Source organism: Flavobacterium sp., from assembly GCF_031381455.1.
In the GTDB taxonomy this organism is placed as follows: Bacteria; Bacteroidota; Bacteroidia; order Flavobacteriales; family Flavobacteriaceae; genus Flavobacterium.
Genome location: NZ_JANMXZ010000012.1, coordinates 44,490 through 65,539, shown reverse-complemented (window position 1 = coordinate 65,539; position 21,050 = coordinate 44,490). Strand labels below are relative to the sequence as shown.

Sequence of the window (21,050 nt, the reverse complement as noted above, 5' to 3'; positions counted from 1 at the left end):
GTCGTTTATGGTTTATAGTTTTAACAATAAACGACAAACAATAAACTATAAACAAATATGGAAATCATCTTTTCACTTGACGAAATAAAACAAGTAGCCAAAAAAATCATACTTGAAAAACCACATAAAGTCATTCTTTTTCATGGCAATATGGGTGTTGGGAAAACAACTTTGATTAAAGCTTTGTCAAAAGAATTAGGCGTGACAGATGCCACCAGCAGCCCAACATTTTCTTTGGTAAATGAATACCAAGCCGAGGATTATCAGAAGGTGTATCACTTTGACATGTACCGCTTAAAATCGGAAATCGAAGCCTTAGATATGGGAATTGAAGACTATTTATATTCCGGAAATTGGTGCTTCATTGAATGGGCAGAAAAAATTCCCAATTTGCTTCCTGATGATTTTTCTACTATTAATTTGTCACAATCTGTCGATGGCAAAAGAAATTTAAGATTGATATAGTTTTTTAATATCAATCAAAATGGCAATATCAAAATTCAATGACAATTTTATTATCGATATTATTATTGATATTGTCATTGATTTTTTTTTCGTAATTTGGACACTAAATTCAATTTCGCATTATGTCATTAACCCCTTTCACCAAGCAGCAACTTTTACCTCAAGAGGAAAAATTAGAAGTATATCGTCATAAAAGTGAACTCTTTATCGGAATTCCAAAAGAAACTTCTTATCAGGAAAGACGCATTTGTTTAACACCTGATGCTGTAAATTCACTTACTTCACACGGACACAAGGTAATGATTGAATCGGGTGCTGGCTTGAGTGCGAGTTATACCGATAAAGAATTTAGTGATGCCGGAGCAACGATTACCAATGACACAAAGAAAGTGTTAAGTTGCCCAATGATTTTAAAAGTGGAACCTTTAACCATGGAAGAAATCGGATTAGTAAATACGAATGCCATCGTGATTTCTGCGATTCAATTGAAGACACGAAAAAAAGAATACTTCGAAGCCTTATCCAAGAAAAAAATTACCGCACTTGCTTTTGAATACATCAAAGATGAAGATGGTTCATATCCTGCAGTGAAATCCTTAAGCGAAATTGCAGGAATAGCGTCAGTTTTGATTGCGGCCGAATTGATGATTAACAACCAATTCGGAAAAGGTTTATTACTTGGCAATATTACCGGCGTGCCTCCTACTGATGTTGTGATTCTTGGTGCCGGAACTGCAGGAGAATTTGCCGCCAAAACGGCTTTAGGTCTAGGAGCCAATGTGAAAGTTTTTGACAATTCAATTACCAAATTACGCCGACTGCAAAACAATTTAAATCAAAGAATATTTACATCGACTATACAACCTAAATCATTATTAAAAGCATTGCGCCGATGCGATGTTGCAATTGGAGCATTGCGCGGCAAAGAGCGTTGTCCGGTTGTGGTTACCGAAACTATGGTGGAACACATGAAAAAGGGTGCCGTGATTGTAGACATTAGCATTGACACCGGAGGTTGTTTTGAAACTTCAGAAGTAACCACTCATGAAAATCCAACTTTTATAAAGAACAATGTCATTCACTATTGCGTGCCGAATATTCCTTCGCGTTATTCTAAAACGGCTTCGCTTTCAATCAGTAATATCATTACGCCTTACCTATTGCAAATTGCTGAAGATGGCGGTTTAGAAAGTGCTATTCGCTGTAACAAAGGTTTAAAAAACGGAGTGTATTTGTATCATGGCATTTTGACCAACAAAGCCATTGGCGATTGGTTCAATCTTCCTGATAATGATATTAATCTGATTGTTTTCTAGAGCTCTCTATACGCTTTTTTGGTACTTCGTCACTTCGAGTTTTTCAAAATTAAAAATTTTGAAAAGTATCGAGAAGCCATCCTGCAAAAAATAATCTTACTGACTTAAAAATTACCTCATGACCAATGCCCATTGTAAAACATTTGATTACTTTTGCCACTCGAGACCTTTAGGTCGAACTGTTACGAAGTAAAAAAAATAATCTACTATGAAGTTTTACCAGCGTTTTGCCTACTATCTAGTAGGTTTGGTTATAGGGTGTTTTGCTGTGTCAATGGTGTTCAGCGGAAAAGATGTGCGTTGCAATTATTTTCCCAATGCAAGAGTTTTAAATGACCTCAGAAACAAACCTTTTTTGTATGATATTGAAGCTTCGCGAAGACTTTCAGAAGATTGGGTTGATACTACTGATATTAAAAACGTTTTAACCTATGGTGATGTCGATTTTGACAAAAGCAATATCAAGGAAGAAGGCGGAAAACTATATATCATTTATGGAAAAACCAGCAAGAATAAAGATATCACTTTAGAAGTCCTTAATTATCCTGATAAAGCGGTGTTACGGAATATTATTAAAAATGATAAGCCAAACTAGATGTTTGGCTTTTTTGTTTTATGGTAATCTTATAACTTTACAGACTACTTGTTATAGGGCGTCCTTTTCTGTCACTATTGTTAGTTCGTTGCATTGGTTATATTCGTCGGTTTAGGAATTGTTAAGAAGTAAATAATCACAAGTAAGGTTACTGTCGCGGTTGTTAAAAAAGCTACTTTCGCATTGAACTGAAACCAAATTAGTCCAGTCAGCGAGCTTGCTAACATTGTGCAAATGCTTTGAAGTCCTGAAAATGTTCCGATTGCTGTTGCAGTATCTTTCTTGTCTGTGATGTTTGAAATCCACGCTTTTGAAATTCCTTCAGTCGCTGAAGCATAAACACCGTAAAGAAAAAACAGTCCGAAAAAAAAGTAAAGGTTTGTATTTATAGCCATTCCGAAATATACGATTGCAAACAACGTCAGTCCGATAATGAAAATTGTTTTAATCCCAACATTGTCTGCAAGAATACCAATAGGAAAGGCAAACAAAGCATAAATAAGGTTGTAAAAAATATAAACACCAATAACCATTGTGTCGTCAAGTCCGGATTGCTTTGCTTGAAGTAAAAGAAAAATATCTGAACTGTTGAATAGCGTAAATATTAAAAGTCCGATTACCACTTTTCTATATTCCGCAGGACTTTCTTTCCAATATTTTAAAAATAAAAAAAATGGCGTTCTTACTTTTGTTCTTTGTTCGTTTACCTTTTTATCTTTTAGATAAAATGAAGCTAAGACAGCAAAAAATCCAGGAATGAAAGCAATAAAAAAAAGTGTTTTGTAATCTTGTGGATAATAATATAAATAGAGCAAGGCTAAAGAAGGCCCAATAACAGCACCTAATGTATCCATTGAACGATGGAAACCAAAAACTTTTCCTTTCGTCTGTGGTGTTGCTTCGTCTGAAAGAATTGCATCCCTTGCACCTGTTCGAATGCCTTTACCTAAGCGATCAATTGTCCGTGCAAAAAATATCCAAAGTGGAAATGTAAAAATCGCCATCATTGGTTTTGAAATAGTACTGAAAGCATACCCAATTTGAACAAACGGAACTCGCCTGCCTGATATGTCAGATAGTTTACCAAAATAACCTTTGCAAAGTCCTGCTGTTGCTTCAGCAACGCCTTCTAGTATTCCAATGAGCACAATTGAAAAACCAATTGTCTTCAAGTATATTGGCATAATTGGGTACAACATTTCACTTGCCGTGTCGGTGAGCAAACTTACTACTGACAAAATCCAAACTGTCCGTGTAATATATTTCAAAATTATGTTTTGTTTGCCGTTGAGTTTAATTTCTGCACGGTCATCTTTTAGGGTTGCCTATAACATTTATATCTGTTCATGTCCAAAACAAAACTAACAAAAAAAGGGTTGCCAAACTGACAACTCTTTTATTTTATAAACGAAGTAAGTTAGTTACCGTGTCTTTTTTCGATATCTTCAATTGCTTCTTTACTCATTGTGTCCACTAAAACTGGAGTTGCAATAAATAAAGAAGAATAAGTTCCAACGATAATACCAACTAGCATCGCGAAGATAAATCCTCTGATAGAATCGCCACCAAAAATGAACATGATTAACAATACCATAATCATCGTTAACGACGTATTCAATGTTCTTGAAAGTGTCGTATTAATAGATGCATTTACCACATCTTTAAAGTGTCCTTTTCTGTTACCAGCTAAGAATTCTCTAATTCTGTCAAATACAATTACAGTATCGTTCATAGAGTATCCGATAACGGTTAGAATTGCTGCAATAAAGTGCTGATCCATTTCCATGTGGAAAGGCATGTATTTGTATAATAAAGAGTAAATACCCAATACAAAAATTACGTCATGGAAAACTGCCGCTAAAGCTCCAAGTGAATATTGCCATTTACGGAATGAAATCACAAGGTATAAACCAACAACCAACATCGCACCAATAACGGCCCAGAATGAGTTAGTTTTAATATCCGCAGAAATTGCTGCTCCTACTTTAGAAGACTGTAATACTCCGAATTTTTTACCATCATACGAATTGATGAATTTCTCATAGGTTTGATTAGTATTGTAATACTTTTTCAAACTGGCGAATAATTTTTCGTTTACTTCTTTATCAACTTCAACACCTTCTTCCTGGATTTTGTATTTGGTAGTAAGTTTCAATTGGTCATCGCTACCAAAAACTTTTGCTTCCACTGTAGTACCAAATGCTGTTGATAATTCTTCAGCAACTTTAGTAGATTCTACAGGTTTTTCAAATTTCACTTGGAAAGTTCTTCCTCCAACAAAATCAACACCTTGATCCAATCCGTTAACAAAGAAAATAGAAATCAAACTTCCTACAACCACAACAGATGAGAATAAGTAAGTCCATTTTTTAACTCCAATGAAATCAAAATGGAAACCTGTAAACCAATTTTTAGTAATGTTGGTTGTGAATGTCAAGTGTTTGTTATTAGCAATATCTCTATCAATAAATATTCTTGCGATAAAAATTGAAGTGAATAATGAAGTAACAATACCGATTAAAAGTGTCAAAGCAAATCCTTGAACTAATCCAGTTCCGAAAACATATAAGATAGTTCCGGTCAATACGTGTGTTACGTTCGCATCAATGATGGATCGCATAGCGCCTTTCCATCCATAAGAAGTAACGACAGCATCGCTTAACGTTTTTGCGTCTCGTAGTTCTTCTTTTGCCCTTTCATATATAATGATGTTCGCATCAACTGCAGTTCCTAATGTTAAAACGATACCTGCAATTCCGGGTAATGTCAATACAAAACCAAAGCTCGCCATAACACCAAACAAGAAAAGTAAGTTCAATATCAAAGCAGCATTAGCATACCAACCTGCTCTTCCATAATAGAAAACCATCCATAAACAAACCATAAGGAATCCAACAATAGAGGAGATTAAACCAGCGTGAATCGCAATTTCTCCTAAAGATGGCCCAACCACTTCTGATTGTATAATTTCAGCAGCAGCAGGTAATTTACCAGCTCTTAATACGTTTGCTAAATCTTTAGTTTCAGCAACTTCAAAGCTACCTGTAATTTCTGAACTTCCCCCTGAGATTGGTCCCGAAGTAACACCAGGTGCAGAATACACAACGTTATCTAAAGCAATAGCGATATAACTTTTTTGTGTAAAAGCTCTTCCTGTTAAGTCTTCCCAAATTTTTGCTCCGGCACCATTCATTTTCATAGAAACTGCTGGTTTACCCATTTGGTCAAAGGTATCTCTCGCATCAACGATAACACCACCGCTCATTGGAGCTGCGTTGTCTCTGTTACCTTTTAAAGCATATAATTCAACTGTCTCCGTTTCTTTTTTGGTTTTCGCGTCAACTTTTACATCCGGTTTTCCCCAAGCAAATTTTACATAACGCTTGTCTGCCGGTAATAAATTACGGATTTCAGGTCTTCTCAAATACGAGTTAATCGTTGCTGTATCTTTTGGAGAAGCAATTACTAAAACCGGTCCACCACCTTGAGAAATGAATTTGTCAAATAATGGATTGTTCCCTTTTTTTACAGCAGCTGAATCTTTGTCTTTATCAGTCAATAAGCTGGTCAATGTATCTTTAGGTTTAGCAGCGGCAACTTTCTCTTCGCTTTTAACAGTAGCTTTCAAAGCTTCGTTAGCTGCTTGCAAAAAGCCCATCATTTCTTCTGCTTTGTATGTTTCCCAGAACTCTAATTCCGCTTTACTTGAAACTAATTTTTTGATACGATCAACATCTTTTGCACCAGGTAATTCAATAAGGATTCTTCCTGTTTGTCCAAGTTTAACGATGTTTGGTTGGGTTACACCAAATTTATCGATACGACTTCTCAATACACCAAAAGCAGATTCAACTGACTCGTCAATTTTTTTAACCAAGACTTTTTTCACTTGGTCATCAGTCATATTGAAATCGATTTGTCCTTGAAGATTTCTATTAGCAAAAATATCAGGAGAAGCTAGTCTTGTACTTCCTTTAGTAGCATCAAATGCTTCGAAAAACGCATCAAGATACGATTGATTTCCTTTTTGATTCAACTTAGCATCTTCTAATGCTTTGTTGAAAATAGGATTTTTAGAATTGTTAGATAATTGTTTCAAAACATCTTTAACAGATATCTGAAGAATTACGTTGATTCCTCCTTCAAGGTCAAGACCTTTATTGATTTGTTTGTCTTTTACTTCATTGTAAGTGAAAAAATTAAGAAAGACTTTTTCTTTTCCAATAGAGTCAAGATATTTAATTTCTTTTACAGGATTTCCTGCCGCGAAGTTTTTGGCATCCTCTTTTACTTTGTTCGCCACAAAAGTGAACGAAAGTGAATAGATACTTACCAATGCAAATAGTATTGCGAAAAATTTAACTAGTCCTTTATTCTGCATTATTACTAAAATTAATTAATTTTTTGGTTTAATATTTTTTGGTGTTAAAAAGCAAAAATCACCTGAAATACAAGGGTTTAGAATGCAATCCTTTGTATTTACAAGGTTTCGGCTTTTTTTGAAACGTGCAAATATATAATTCTAACTGTGACTAACCAATATTTTATCGATTAATATCAAAAAAATAGCTAAAAAAACATCATCGATATTTTAGCCTTAAAAAGGATTCCATCATCTTTAAAACAATATAAAAAAGCATATCTGCATAAAAATTATATATTTGTCCACGAACATAAAACAAACAAGAATGAAAAAAGCACTTAAAATCAGCGTTCTCTTAGGGATAACTTTCTTTTTGGGATGTAGTAGCGATGGTGGTGGAACGCCAAGCATCAGCGAAATTACATTGACCACTACTACACCTCAATTGGTGGGCGGTATCAATATTACTTCTGGTGGTCATGCTTCTAAAAATATTAACAATTACTATTCCGGGGTTTGTTATAGTACAAGTCCGGGACCAACTATTTTAGGCAGTGTAGCACCCGGCACGTCGTTATCTAACACAGATTTTGCCAGCTCTATTGTTGTGTCTGAATTAGGCTCCACTTACTATATGAAGGCTTATATCCAGGACCCTTCTACAAGTGAAGTAAAATATGGTAATGAGGTTTCGATTAGCATACCGTTAAGTTTGTCAACCGGCATTGTTAAAGGGATTTCTACCAACGGATTTAATGTTGATATTACAATAGGAAGTGATTTAAGTACCAATACCGAAAGAGGAGTTGTTATTGGTGTCGGTAATAACCCGAGAGTTGGTGATGCAGGAACCCATACGCTTCCATTGGCCGATAATGGGGCGGGAACCTTTAACTTCAATATCGAAAATTACAATTATGTAAATGCTAACACTAACTATTACATAAGAAGCTATGCTAAAATGGGCGATACTTATTTTTATGGTAATCAACAGTCTTTTAGAACAGCAGGTTATATAGGTGGTTCAGGCGGTTATATCTTTTATGATAAAGGAGAAACTACCAACGGTTGGAGATATTTAGAGGCATATTCTTCTAGGTTATTTTACGGGAATACAACTATTGATTATTTCCAATACAGTTGCAATACAACTTTTACCTCTGGCATTTCTAACGAAATAGGAACCGGTTTAGAAAATTCACACGCCATAAAAAACATTTGTAATTATAATAATATTGCCTGTGCTGTTTGCTTGGACAAGACTTATAACGGACAAACAAACGGCTCATGGTTTGTTCCATCAATAAACGAGTTAAAGCAATTATATAAACTTCAAGTTATTGGTGTTGTTAATTTCAGCTATACATTGTTAAGTTCTTCACAGTCATCAGACACCAGTGCCTATGTACTTGAAACTTACGGAACAAACGCTGGGACAGAGACATCAGTAACAAAAACATCTCAAAACTATGCAGCTTGGCCGGTAAGAAGATATTAATATTCTTAGCAAAAACATAAAAAGCCTTTCAAAATAGAAAGGCTTTTTTATATAAATATCTTATCTTATTCTAAACAGTTTTTTTGTTGCTTATAAACCGTTTAATTGATGCGGATAAATCGAATGGTTTATGCGGATAAACTGAATGGTTTATGCGAATCAATTTTAAGCCTTTAAAGACAGGCGTTCCCAGTTGTTTAAAAAACAAAAAAGATTGCACTTTTCAGCACAATCTTTTTTAATTATATCAAGTACAAATTACTCTTATCCTAATATCGATTTCAAATCACCATTCATTGCTCTAACCGCATCCGCGCTCTTCGCAAATTTTGCTTTTTCATCTGCATTTAAAGTGATGTCAACAATTTTTTCTACTCCGTTTTTACCAATAATACATGGCACTCCCATACAGATATCGCTTTGTCCATATTCACCTTCAAGGTAAACCGAACATGGAATTAGTTTCTTTTGATCGTGCAAAATACTGTCTACCAAAAAAGCAACCGAGGCACCCGGAGCATACCAGGCCGAAGTTCCTAATAAAGCAGTCAGAGTAGCACCACCAACCATAGTGTCAGCGGATACTTTTTCTAATTCAGCTGCCGATAAAAATTCAGAAACGGGAACGCCGTTATAAGAAGCTAATCTTGTCAACGGAATCATTGTCGTATCGCCGTGACCGCCAATTACCATTCCCTGGATATCGTTTGCGGGTTTGTCCAAAGCCAATGATAAATAGGTTTTGAAACGGGAACTATCAAGCGTTCCACCCATTCCGATGATTCTGTTTTTTGGTAAACCTAAAGATTTGAAAGTTAAATAAGTCATCGTATCCATTGGATTCGATACAATTACAAAAACCGCTTTTGGAGAATGCTGCAATAAACTTTCCGCTACTGATTTTACAATTCCGGCGTTGATTCCAATTAATTCCTCACGCGTCATTCCCGGTTTTCTCGGAATTCCGGACGTGATGACTACCACATCGCTATTGGCTGTTTTACTGTAATCATTGGTGCTTCCTGTAACTTTGGTATTGAAACCTAAAGTAGTTTGCGTTTGCATGATGTCTAACGCTTTACCCTCGGCAAAACCTTCTCTAATATCTACCAACACTATCTCGCTGGCAATTCTTCTGTAAGCGATAGCATCTGCGCATGTGGCACCAACGTTTCCTGCTCCTACAATCGTAACTTTCATTCTTATATTTTTTGTTGTTGTTTTTATTTGTTTGAAGCTAATCCCGCTTTCCGCTTTATCTTTTATACCTTAAAGGTCTCAAAAACCTGTCAGGTATAAAAGGATACCGCTGCAATCGGGGCTAGTTACGCGTCAATTTTAGCATAAACCGCATTCTTCTCGATAAACTCTCTTCTTGGCGGAACTTCGTCTCCCATCAACATAGAGAACACTCTATCGGCTTCAGCCAAACTATCAATCGTAACCCGACGTAAAGTTCTGAAACTTGGATCCATTGTAGTTTCCCATAACTGTTCCGCATTCATTTCTCCAAGACCTTTATAACGTTGGATTGCGGCGCTTCCACCCATCTTTGCGTTGGCAATATCGCGTTGATCATCATTCCATGCATATTCTTTTTTGTTTCCTTTCTTCACTAAATATAAAGGTGGCGCCGCAATATAAATGTGTCCGCCTTCGATTAATTCTTTCATAAAACGGAAGAAGAATGTTAATATTAAGGTAGAAATGTGACTACCATCGACATCGGCATCACACATGATGATTACCTTGTGATAACGCAGTTTTTCTAAGTTTAATGCTTTCGAATCTTCTTCGGTTCCGATAGTAACGCCAAGTGCAGTGAATATATTCCGAATCTCTTCGTTTTCAAAAACCTTGTGATGCATCGCTTTTTCCACATTCAAAATCTTACCTCTCAAAGGTAAAATCGCTTGAAAATTTCTATCACGACCTTGTTTTGCTGTTCCACCAGCCGAATCTCCCTCGACTAAATAAACCTCGCATTTTGCCGGATCTTGTTCTGAACAATCCGATAATTTCCCTGGTAAACCGCCACCGCCAAGAACGGTTTTACGTTGTACCATTTCACGCGCTTTCTTAGCTGCATGACGTGCCTGAGCCGCAAGGATTACTTTTTGCACAATGATTCGGGCATCATTTGGATTTTCTTCCAAATAATTTTCTAGCATTTCAGCTACAGCCTGAGAAACCGGAGAAACTACTTCCCTGTTTCCTAATTTGGTTTTGGTTTGTCCTTCAAACTGTGGCTCCTGAACTTTAACCGAAATAATAGCGGTCAATCCTTCACGGAAATCATCTCCGGTAATTTCGAATTTTAATTTATCTAACAAACCCGAAGAGTCAGCATATTTTTTCAACGTACGCGTTAATCCCATACGGAAACCTTGCAAATGGGTTCCTCCTTCGTGCGTATTGATATTGTTTACATACGAAAATATATTTTCAGAATAACTGGTGTTGTAAACCAAGGCAACTTCAACAGGAACTTCTCCTTTTTCGTGCTCCATGCTAATCACATGCGAAATAATAGCTTCTCTTCCTTTATCTAAAAAGCGAACGAATTCTTTTAATCCTTCAGTTGAATGAAAAATTTCTGAGGCAAATTCGCCTTTATCATTTACATCTCTTCTATCGGTAAGCGTAATCGTAATTCCTTTATTCAAAAAAGACAATTCACGCATACGACCCGCAATAGTATCATACGAATACTCAATAGTTTGGGTGAATATGCTTTTATCAGGATGGAATGTAACCATAGTTCCGCGCTTGTCTGTTTCGCCAATCTGCTTCACCGGATACATTGCTTTCCCTTTTTCGTATTCTTGTTCGTAAACTTTTCCTTCTCTGTAAACGGTAGCCCTCAAGTGGTCAGAAAGTGCATTTACACACGAAACCCCAACTCCGTGAAGTCCACCGGAAACTTTATACGAATCTTTATCAAATTTTCCTCCGGCACCAATTTTAGTCATTACAACCTCAAGTGCAGAAACGCCTTCTTTTTTGTGAATATCAACCGGAATTCCACGTCCGTTATCTTCAACCGTAACCGAATTATCTTCATTTATAATAACACCAATTGTGTCACAATGTCCAGCTAATGCCTCATCGATAGAGTTGTCTACTACTTCATAAACCAAGTGGTGCAAACCTCTAACTCCAGTATCTCCAATGTACATGGAAGGACGCATTCTTACGTGCTCCATTCCCTCTAATGCCTGAATACTATCGGCCGAATAACTGTTCTTTTTAATCTCGTCGCTCATATTATTTATGGTAAAAAATCTATTTTTTGTCTAACGAGCAAATATATAAAAACGCATAGGATTTCCTATTGAAAATTGGGTTTAAAACCTTTAAGTTATTAACATTTTTGACATAATTTCAACAAAAAAACGCCTGTCAAAAATCACAAGCGTTTTAACAAACAAACTAATCTTCAAATAAAACTCAAACTACTACAATTGAGTTTTCGTTTTAAGGTTGCCCTTATGGCTGCAATATACTTTTTTATGCTTTAATATAGGCATCGTCATGGACATTTGCCACAGCTCTTCCTGAAGGATCATTCATGTTTTTAAACGTTTCATCCCACTCTAAAGCGATTTTGGTACTGCACGCCACACTCGCTTCCTGAGGAACGCTTAAAGCGGCTGCATCGCTTGGAAAATGTTCCGTAAAAATAGAACGGTAATAATACTCTTCTTTCGATGTTGGTGTTTGTATCGGAAACTTGTATTTAGCATTCGCTAATTGCTCATCCGAAATTTCAACAGCTACCACTTCTTTCAAAGTGTCAATCCAGCTATAGCCAACGCCATCACTAAATTGTTCTTTTTGTCTCCATGCTACACTTGCCGGCAACATGTCTTCAAAGGCTTTACGCAATACCCATTTCTCCATTCTTTCACCATTAATCATTTTGTCCTGCGGATTGATTCGCATTGCCACATCCATAAATTCTTTATCCAAAAATGGTACGCGCCCTTCAATTCCCCAAGCCGCTAAACTTTTGTTAGCACGAAGACAATCATACATGTGTAATTTGCTTAATTTACGAACCGTTTCTTCATGAAATTCTCTTGCATTTGGCGCTTTATGAAAGTACAAATAACCCCCAAATAATTCATCTGAACCTTCACCGGACAATACCATTTTAATTCCCATAGATTTGATAACTCTCGCCATCAAATACATTGGCGTGGAAGCTCTTATCGTAGTTACATCGTACGTTTCTATATTGTAAATCACATCGCGAACGGCATCTAAACCTTCCTGAATTGTGAATTTAATTTCGTGGTGAATGGTTCCCAAATGATCGGCTACAACTTGTGCCGCAGCTAAATCAGGCGAACCTTCTAAACCAACTGCAAACGAGTGCAATTGTGGATACCAAGCGTCAACTGTGTCTCCGGATTCGATGCGTTTCTGCGCATATTTTTTGGCTACCGCCGAAGTGATAGAAGAATCCAATCCACCGGAAAGCAGAACGCCATAAGGAACATCGCTCATCAATTGACGGTGAACTGCTGCTTCTAAGGCGATTTTAATTTCTTCAATGCTAGTTGCATTTTCTTTTACGGCATCATAATCGGTCCATTCTCTTTTGTACCATTGTACAAATTCGCCGTCTTTACTTGACATATAATGTCCTGGAGGAAACAACTGGATTTTGGTGCAATAGCCTTCTAAAGCTTTTAATTCGGAAGCTACATAGAATGTTCCGTTTTGATCCCAACCAATATACAACGGAATAATTCCCATATGGTCGCGGGCAATAAAATATTCATCTTTTTCAACATCATAAATTGCAAATCCGAAAATACCATTCATTTCATCAAGAAAGTGAACGCCTTTTTCTTGATAGAGTGCTAAAATAACTTCGCAATCACTTTCAGTTTGAAATTGATATTTACCTTCAAATTGCTTGCGTAAATCTCTGTGGTTATATATTTCACCATTAGCGGCTAAAACCAATTTTTTATCTTGACTAAACAACGGCTGTTTTCCCGAAGCCGGATCAACAATAGCCAAACGTTCGTGAGCAAGGATAGCTTTTTCATTACTATAAATTCCACTCCAATCCGGACCACGATGGCGAATGATTTTCGACATTTCCAACACTTTTGGTCTTAAGACTTCTGCTTTTTGTTTTAAATCAAAAGCACATACTATTCCGCACATATTCTTTTTATTTTATTTTCCCTTCGACAAGCTCAGGGTGACATTAACTGATTTGTTTTTACATGGGCAAAGATGGAATAATAGTTATAAATGAAAAATATAATTAACTATTTAATTATAAATTATAACTAAAAAATAAAATACTGTTGAATTATGAAAGTTAAAAAGTAGGAAAAGGTGGTTTTGGATTAGAAAGTGTTATGAAACGCTTTCAATAGTATATAGTTTGCCATTCATATCAAATGAAAAACTGGCCTCATTTCCCATCAATTTGCTTCCTAATGGAGACTGTGGCGAAAGCGCGTAAATACTTTTATCTTCAATAATTAACTTTGGCAAAGCGGTGCTAATAAAAAGAAGCATTCCATTGGCCTGAACCAAGCTTCCTAATGCTACTTTTTTGTGTGTTTGAGAAGCGTCAATTTTGTCCAGAATAGCTTTTTGTTCTAGGATTTCCTTGAGTTTGTGATTGAGTTTTTCCTGCTCCAAATGCATCATCGATAAGGCTGTTTCATGCTTATCACCTGCCGAACCTTTAGCATCGTTTTGTGCGTCAATAGTCAAACCAGAAATCATGTCTTGGAAAACATCTATTCGGTCTTGAAGCATTTCTTTGTAACGTTGGAGTATTTGTTGTTTCATTGAGGAGTTGCTGAGTAACTGAGTAGCTAAGTAACTGAGTTTTTTTCTTAGCTACTCAGGCACTTAGTAACTTAGGCACTTCTTTTAAAAATCAAATTTATAACTCGCGCCACCCAAAATCTGCAATCCCTGCACCGGATAATTGAACCATCTTTCGTAATTCTGATTGGCTAAATTGTTTCCTTTTAAGAAGAAGGTTAAGCGTTCACTAAATCTATAGCCAACATGTGCATTCAAATCGAAATAGCTTTTTAGGGTTATGTCTTCATCCAGTGGTAAAGGTAAAGTTATTGCCGATTGTTCGAAAATATCTTTTCTTTCCCCAACAAAGAACAAACTCGTTCCGGCATACCATTTTGTTGTAATGTTTACATCAAGCGTTGTCGCCAATTTTATTGCCGGTAAATTCCATGCTTCTGCTTGCTCATCTGTCGAATAACTGCTAAACGTTCCGTTGATCCCAAAAGATACATTTTTAGAAAAATCTGCTTTCAATTCACCAAAGAAACTCAACGTTTTTACTTTATCATATACTACGCCAAAGGAATTGGAATAAGTATATCCATCAGTATTAGCGTTAGATTGATTATAAATATTGCTTCTGAATAATGCTTTACCTTCTTCGTTTTTGAATGAACCGCGAATGTTATAGCTAATACTGCTTGCCAACTTTCCTTTTAATCCGGCATAGATATCAAACTTTTGATCTGTTGGTGCAACGACAAGTGTTGGTGAAACAAAGAAATTTTCCTGTACAAAATCATGATATGAATTCTGCTGTAATGTTCCTTCTAAACCAGCATAGAAAATCATCAAATCACCAACTACTTTATACGAACCTGTAACCTGCGGATAAATAAAGAATTTGCTTTCACCAGATTCTTGTGCCGCACTATAAAAGAAACCAACACCAAGATTCATCGTTAAATCATCTTTGTGAATTTTGATACTTGGCTGAAATCCAACATTCGTAAAACCATATTTTATCGAAACTGTCTTGTCAAAATTTTGATCAAATGAACCACTGATGTAATCTAACACAAAATCGGCTTTGATTTTTTGCTCAACAATATCAAACTCCAACGAAGGTTTTGCTACAAAACGATTTTCTGCCGAACCAAATGCATCCCAAAAACGACTGAATTTTAATGTGCTTTCTTTTAATATACTGTCCAAACCTAATCTTCCGCCAACATATAAAGTGTGATAGGTTTGCTGTTCGTCAATCGTTGCAATCGTTGCATCTAGCAATAAACCGGGGTAAGTTCCGTACCAATTATATACTTGATTTTTATAACCCAAATCGGCATTCCATGACATTGTTTTTGTTCTGCTTCCGTAGGTTAAATCCAAAGCGGTATTAAAGAACTTATCATCCAAAACCACATCTTTTATTCCGCCTTGAGACGAACTGTGTCGCAACATTCCACCAAAATAATCCGTGTTGCTGATGTTTTCGGTAATAAAAAGTTCCGCGTTGACTGTTCCATAATTTCCTGCTGCCAGTGTCATATAGTTGCTGAATATTTTCTCTTCCGCACTTTTATCCACATTTGCTGCTTTTCCTTTGGCTGGTGCAAAAGTTGAAGCTACCGGAAACGAAAAAATATTGTATTTAATGTTTTCTTTTTTAGCCGTTTCTTCATCATCAAGAGTTGGCGTTTCTTTCACTTTAAACGCATCCGAAATTGATGGCGTATAAGGCTTTACTACGTTTACAACTTCGGTTCCAATGTTATCGTCTTTCTTTTGGGAAAAAGAAATTTGGGTCAAAAGAAATGCTATTATTATATATTTTACTTGTTTCATATTTAAATGTTGTTACACAGAGATTCACAGAGTTTTATTTAATTTTTTTTTTGAGATTCACAGAGATTGCTATTTAAAACGCCTCTGTGTATCTCCATTTTTCTTTGTGTGTCTCTGTGAAATTATTTTGTTTTACAGAGATTTTTTCTTAATCCGTTAATGATGAGTTCGTTTTTGCGGCTTCGCCTTTAATAATTTTCAGTTCATTTTGTGCTTCAGCAACAACGTCATCGAATTCTTTGAAATTTTTGATAACGCTGTCTAAAATAGAAGTAGCGCTAAAATTATCTTTCAATTCGTAATAGTTCTTTGCCATTACAATCAAACCCTTGGCTCCAAAATATTTATAACCCGAATAATCTCTAGCTAATTTTTGAACTGTTTTATTTGAATCTTCATACTTGCCATCTTTATTTTTGAAATAAGCATCATAATACATCGCTTCGGCTGCTAATTCTCCTTTGGCAATCGTTAACAATTTTGCGTAAGCCACTCTGGCTTTTTGTTCATCATTCACTTTAATCGCAGCACGGGCAACTATAATCTGTGCATCACTTTTTATTTTGTTATCCGTTTTTGGATTTGCCAATACTTTATCAGCATACACAACCGCATTAGCATAATCTTTTTGATCGTAATACGCACGCATCAAATTGGCTTGCGCGAAGGTTACGTTTTGCGGAAAATCAGCTTCAGTTTCTAGTCGTTGTAGCACTGGAACCGCTTTGGTGTAATCGTCTTTTTTCAAATGAATTTCAGCTAAACGCGCTAACGATTGCTCGGTAAATTCGTTTCTTGGTTTGCTGATTACAAACTCATAATTCGGAACAGCACTAGCTTCTTTTCCGTCAGTGTAAAGTGATTGTGCTAAATAAAAATTGGCTTTCAAAGCGTGAATTCCGTTTGGAAATTGTTTTACATAACCGCTCAAACTCGTAATAGCTTGTTTCGTGTTGTTTTGCAAAAATTGCTTTTCTGCTGCTTCATAAGTATCATTATCCAAATCGGCATCAGAAACTTCAACAAAATCTAATGTTCTTACCCAAGCTGCATATTCGTTTACTTTTCCTTTATCCATATAAACCAATCTTGCTGTCGAAACTGCTTCTAAAGCTTCAGGCGTTCTTGGATATTTAGCCGCAACTTCTTTAAATTTGGCAATAGCCGATTCGTCTTTTTGAGCGTTATAATAAATCAATCCTTGACGCAAAATCGCTTTGGAAGCAAACGAACCATTTTTGAATTCGCTTAACAATTGGTCGTAAGTTTTGATTGCCAAATCGGTTTTGTTTTCAGTAACATAGGTATTTCCTAATTCGAACAAAGCGTCATCGCGATACTGTGACGTTTTGAATTTTTGCAGAAACAAGTTAAAGTCTTCAATTTTCTTATCGTTTTTACCAACAAATCCGTAGCTCAATGCTTTTTGGAAAGCGGCATAATCCGCATCAATCCCTTTCATATCAATGGCTTTGTTATAAGCATCCATTGCCGGCCAATACTTAGCAGTAACAAATCGGGAATCGCCTAATCTTAGATAAGCATCATTTAAACGTACTTTGTCATCTTTAGCTCCATCAACATATTTTTGGAAATAATTTCCGGCCTGATCGTATTCCTTTTGTTTGAAATAAGCGTAAGCAATATTGTAATTAATGTTCTTGTTTTCCGGAGTTGTTCTGGATTCTGCCGAACTTTCAAATTGTTTAAAGCTTGAAGTTGCATCACTAAAATTATCTAAAACATACTCGGTTTCTCCTTTCCAAAACGTAGCACGAGCCGTTATTTTTTCGTTTTTCTGATTGGCAATCGATTTTTTAAACATGCCCAACGCTTCCTGATAATTTCCGTCGGTATACAATTCGATTCCTCTGTAAAACAACACTTTTTGATAAGCCACTTTGTTTTCAGGAGTATTGTTTTTCTCCAATAAAGTCAAGGCATCTTTGTAATTCTTTGAAGTGATATAAGAGTTAATCAATAAGGTTTCGATTTCTGTTTTGCTTGTCGTATTTGGATATTTAGCTAAAAAAGCAGACAAAACATCAGGCACAGATTGATATGAATTTCCAATTTCATAACTCAATTTAGCATAATTCAGATTGGCATCTTCCTGAATTTTTTTATCAAAATCCATTTCTGATGCGCTTTTGAAAGCATTTAATGCCTGTTGCTTTTTATCGGTTTTGAAATAGCATTCACCCAAATGATAATAGGCATTCTGTGCTACAGAATCTTTTCCGTCAATGATTTTATTGAATTGCGAAATGGCATTTTCGTAATCTTTTTGCATGTAATACGTATAACCCAATTGATAGAAATCGGTATTGCTCCATTTGCCTCTTTTGCCTTTGTATTCTTTTAAATAAGGCAAAGCTTTGTCGTATTGCTGCAAGTTGAAATAGCTTTCGCCGATGATTTTATTCAATTCTGATTTTTCTGAAGCATTTGATTTTGGCATCGCTGCAATTCCGGCATCAATCGCTTTTTGAAAATCGCCCGATTTGAAATTCATATCAGCTTTGAAATACGATAGTTTATCCGAATATTTTTCTTCTCCTTCAACTTTTTGGAAATACTTATTGGCTTCCTGGTAATTGTTACCTTCGTAAGCCAAAAATCCTAAATAATAATTTGCCTGCGTTCCGTATTCTTTGGAATTGATCACTTTATTAAAGTAATCAGTGGCTGCTTTTTTGTCGCCAGCTGTGAAATAAGCATAACCTTTTTGGAAGGTAAATTTTTCAGTTTGCTCATAAGTCAAAGCATTTTCATCGACTTTGTCAAAATATTGTAACGCTTGCGGAAACTTTCCTTGTTCAAAATAATATTGCGCTACTTCTATGTAGGCTTGGTTTTGTTTAGAACTTGTTGGATAATCCGAGATGAATTTTTCAATAAGCTCATCCGCATTATTCTGATTCAGATGAATTGCGCAAATACCAATGTAATAAGCACAATCTGCCTGAATATCTTCCGTTGCGTTATCGTTTTTTATTTTATCAAATAAGATTTGAGCGGATTGGTATTGTTTATCTTTAAATAATGAAATTGCTTTATCAAATTCAGACAACCCGTTAGTGTAAATAGCTGATTGTTGAGCGAAAACCTCAGGTATTCCGGCTATAAAAAAAAGAAAAAATAACATTAAAATCTTGCGCATAGTTTTTATTTTAATTTATTCAAAAATATTACTCTTACACCTATAACGTAAAAAGCATATCATTTATTATAAACATTGTTGTAAACAATTTTTCAGGAAGAGAAAAGAGAAAAGAAAATAGAACATAGACAGACACTTAGACGTAAAATCTATATTCTATTCTCTATGTTCTATATTCTTATAAAAATAATTTTGAATACAAACCTTATCTTATTACATTTACCCAATAAACAAATTACCCATGTCAGAAACTGTTTTATCTCTAAAAAACGTAACGATTTACCAAGAAAACAAAGTGATTTTATCACAAATAAATCTTGATGTTAAAGAAGGCGAATTCCTTTATATCATTGGTAAAACCGGAACCGGAAAAAGTAGTTTTATGAAGACGCTTTATGGCGATTTACAGCTAACCGTTGGTTCCGGATACATTGTTGGTTATGATTTACTAAATCTAAAAGAAAATGAGATTCCGTTTTTGAGAAGAAAAATTGGTATCGTATTTCAGGATTTTCAATTGCTTCCAGACAGAAATGTGAACGAGAATATGCTTTTTGTATTAAGAGCAACAGGTTGGACAAACAAGACTGAAATGCAGGTTAAAATTGATGAAGTTTTGCATAGTGTTGGGATGAAAGGTTTGACAAACAAAATGCCTCATCAGCTTTCCGGCGGTGAACAACAAAGAGTTGCTATTGCCCGTGCTTTATTGAATGATCCTGAATTAATTCTGGCTGATGAACCTACAGGAAACTTAGATCCACAAACAAGTGCTGAAGTATTAGCGGTGCTAAAAAAAATCAACGATAACGGAAAAACAGTTATCATGGCGACCCACGATTATGCTGTGATTATGAAATTCCCTGCCAAAACATTGAAATGCGAAGACAACACTATTTTTGAAGTGGTGCAAAAAACGGTTTAAATCTTGTAGTTTCTGATAAATATTTTGCCAAAAGCATAATTACAAAAGGAAAAGTAACAAGGTGAAATCTATCGCCTTGATCGCATGATATTCCAGACAACACTATGATGTAAGTTATAAAAAAGGCTACAAAAAAGTATATTCTTTCTTTCCTGAAATTTTTGTATAAAAACAAAGCCGACAGCAAAATTGCCAATACCGTAAATATTCTGTTTTGCCACATTGTAATATTAAATACAAAATCTTTCCAAAACGAAAAATCATTTTTATTTTTATAATTTTTCAAATATTTAATACATACATTTCCTGATTTTGAATTTTCTTCAACATCCAAAAAATAAGCTTTAACTAAATTCGAAAAATTGGTTTTGATTTGGTGTTTAAAGTCTTCTAAAGCTACCCTTTTTTGTTCCGTAAAATCTAGAGTGAATAAATATTTTGTTCTTCGGTTATTGCTTTGATCATATTTTTCTCCATTTTTAAAACATTCGGCTTTGCTACAAATATAATTATGATAGGTTACACTGTCAATGTAAGTGATGGTAAAATCACCATACTGAACACGCATTCCTACTACTTGAATTACAATCATCAACACACTACCGTAAAGAAAAATCATGCTTTTGGACTTGTAATTTCTAAAAATTTCTTTGATGAAAAACAAAGTGATAATTATGGCTAAAAACTTGGCGCCAGGTTTTATCAACATACTAGATAAAAACAAGGAAATTGATAATGACAAATACCAAAACTCCAATGTTTTATAATATTGAAACATCAAATAAAAAGCTAACATGATAAAAAAAACAAAAATATTTTCGGTCAATATATGGAAGTTCCAAATAATATTTCCCAGAATGAAAAAAGGAATAATAGCAAACCAAAAAGCAATTTTTTTATTGATAAATTGCTTTAAAATTTCAAATAAAAGTATCGAAGTCCCTAGCCAACAAACTATATTGACAAATAAACTCCACTGAAAAATTTCAGCATCTGAACTTCCAAATAAATACGGAAATCCAGTAATAAAAGCCATGACCATCGGCCGATAATAATGCCCTGTGAACTTGTGATACATTTTTTGCGCCGA

At 35.3% G+C, this 21,050-nt stretch carries 14 protein-coding genes; 5 read left to right on the top strand and 9 right to left on the bottom strand.

Going from position 1 to position 21,050, the window contains the following annotated elements; all coding sequences use genetic code 11:
* Positions 1–57: 57 nt before the first annotated feature.
* The 3 genes from tsaE to RMN97_RS03655 all read left to right on the top strand — a co-directional run bounded on the left by tsaE (position 58) and on the right by RMN97_RS03655 (position 2,376).
* Positions 58–465, top strand: a complete 408-nt coding sequence (tsaE, locus tag RMN97_RS03665) for a tRNA (adenosine(37)-N6)-threonylcarbamoyltransferase complex ATPase subunit type 1 TsaE (RefSeq protein ID WP_309613165.1) — start codon at positions 58–60, stop codon at positions 463–465.
* 122 nt (positions 466–587) lie between these two features.
* Positions 588–1,781 carry an alanine dehydrogenase gene (locus RMN97_RS03660; RefSeq protein WP_309613164.1) on the top strand — a complete coding sequence of 398 codons (1,194 nt, stop codon included), beginning with the start codon at positions 588–590 and terminating at the stop codon, positions 1,779–1,781.
* 208 nt (positions 1,782–1,989) lie between these two features.
* The gene (locus RMN97_RS03655) at positions 1,990–2,376 is read left to right on the top strand and encodes a DUF4258 domain-containing protein (RefSeq protein WP_309613163.1); all 387 of its coding nucleotides are present in this window, start codon (positions 1,990–1,992) and stop codon (positions 2,374–2,376) included.
* Between the two features lie 80 nt (positions 2,377–2,456).
* Here the strand turns inward: RMN97_RS03655 and RMN97_RS03650 are convergent, their stop codons facing one another.
* Together RMN97_RS03650 and secDF are read right to left on the bottom strand one after the other, a co-directional pair.
* On the bottom strand, positions 2,457–3,644 hold the full coding sequence (locus tag RMN97_RS03650; protein WP_309613162.1) for an MFS transporter: 1,188 nt from the start codon (positions 3,642–3,644) through the stop codon (positions 2,457–2,459).
* 149 nt (positions 3,645–3,793) lie between these two features.
* Positions 3,794–6,757 (bottom strand): protein translocase subunit SecDF, encoded by a 2,964-nt coding sequence (secDF, locus tag RMN97_RS03645; protein WP_309613161.1) that lies wholly within the window; start codon positions 6,755–6,757, stop codon positions 3,794–3,796.
* Between the two features lie 307 nt (positions 6,758–7,064).
* On the opposite strand from secDF, the gene RMN97_RS03640 reads away from it, so the two are divergent.
* Positions 7,065–8,237 (top strand): hypothetical protein, encoded by a 1,173-nt coding sequence (locus RMN97_RS03640; RefSeq protein ID WP_309613160.1) that lies wholly within the window; start codon positions 7,065–7,067, stop codon positions 8,235–8,237.
* A gap of 264 nt (positions 8,238–8,501) precedes the next feature.
* Here RMN97_RS03640 and mdh read toward each other — a convergent pair whose 3' ends face one another.
* The 6 genes from mdh to RMN97_RS03610 form a co-directional block, all read right to left on the bottom strand.
* On the bottom strand, positions 8,502–9,437 hold the full coding sequence (mdh, locus tag RMN97_RS03635) for a malate dehydrogenase (protein WP_309613159.1): 936 nt from the start codon (positions 9,435–9,437) through the stop codon (positions 8,502–8,504).
* Positions 9,438–9,562: 125 nt separating this feature from the next.
* A complete protein-coding gene (gene gyrB, locus RMN97_RS03630; RefSeq protein ID WP_309613158.1) occupies positions 9,563–11,503 on the bottom strand; it encodes a DNA topoisomerase (ATP-hydrolyzing) subunit B in 1,941 nt (646 codons plus the stop codon).
* Between the two features lie 244 nt (positions 11,504–11,747).
* Positions 11,748–13,421: an asparagine synthase B gene (gene asnB / locus RMN97_RS03625; RefSeq protein ID WP_309613157.1), complete on the bottom strand. Its 1,674-nt coding sequence runs from the start codon at positions 13,419–13,421 to the stop codon at positions 11,748–11,750.
* A gap of 198 nt (positions 13,422–13,619) precedes the next feature.
* A complete protein-coding gene (locus RMN97_RS03620) occupies positions 13,620–14,063 on the bottom strand; it encodes a hypothetical protein (RefSeq protein WP_309613156.1) in 444 nt (147 codons plus the stop codon).
* 84 nt (positions 14,064–14,147) lie between these two features.
* Positions 14,148–15,872, bottom strand: coding sequence for a TonB-dependent receptor (locus tag RMN97_RS03615; RefSeq protein ID WP_309613155.1), 1,725 nt, complete (start codon positions 15,870–15,872; stop codon positions 14,148–14,150).
* Between the two features lie 148 nt (positions 15,873–16,020).
* Complete coding sequence (locus RMN97_RS03610) at positions 16,021–19,035, bottom strand: tetratricopeptide repeat protein (protein WP_309613154.1); 3,015 nt, start codon at positions 19,033–19,035, stop codon at positions 16,021–16,023.
* 241 nt (positions 19,036–19,276) lie between these two features.
* Between RMN97_RS03610 and RMN97_RS03605 the strand changes: the two genes are divergently transcribed.
* On the top strand, positions 19,277–19,960 hold the full coding sequence (locus tag RMN97_RS03605; protein WP_309613153.1) for an ATP-binding cassette domain-containing protein: 684 nt from the start codon (positions 19,277–19,279) through the stop codon (positions 19,958–19,960).
* On the opposite strand, the gene RMN97_RS03600 is transcribed toward RMN97_RS03605, so the two are convergent.
* On the bottom strand, positions 19,929–21,038 hold the full coding sequence (locus RMN97_RS03600) for a glycosyltransferase family 39 protein (RefSeq protein ID WP_309613152.1): 1,110 nt from the start codon (positions 21,036–21,038) through the stop codon (positions 19,929–19,931). The genes RMN97_RS03605 and RMN97_RS03600 overlap by 32 nt on opposite strands.
* Positions 21,039–21,050: the final 12 nt, after the last annotated feature.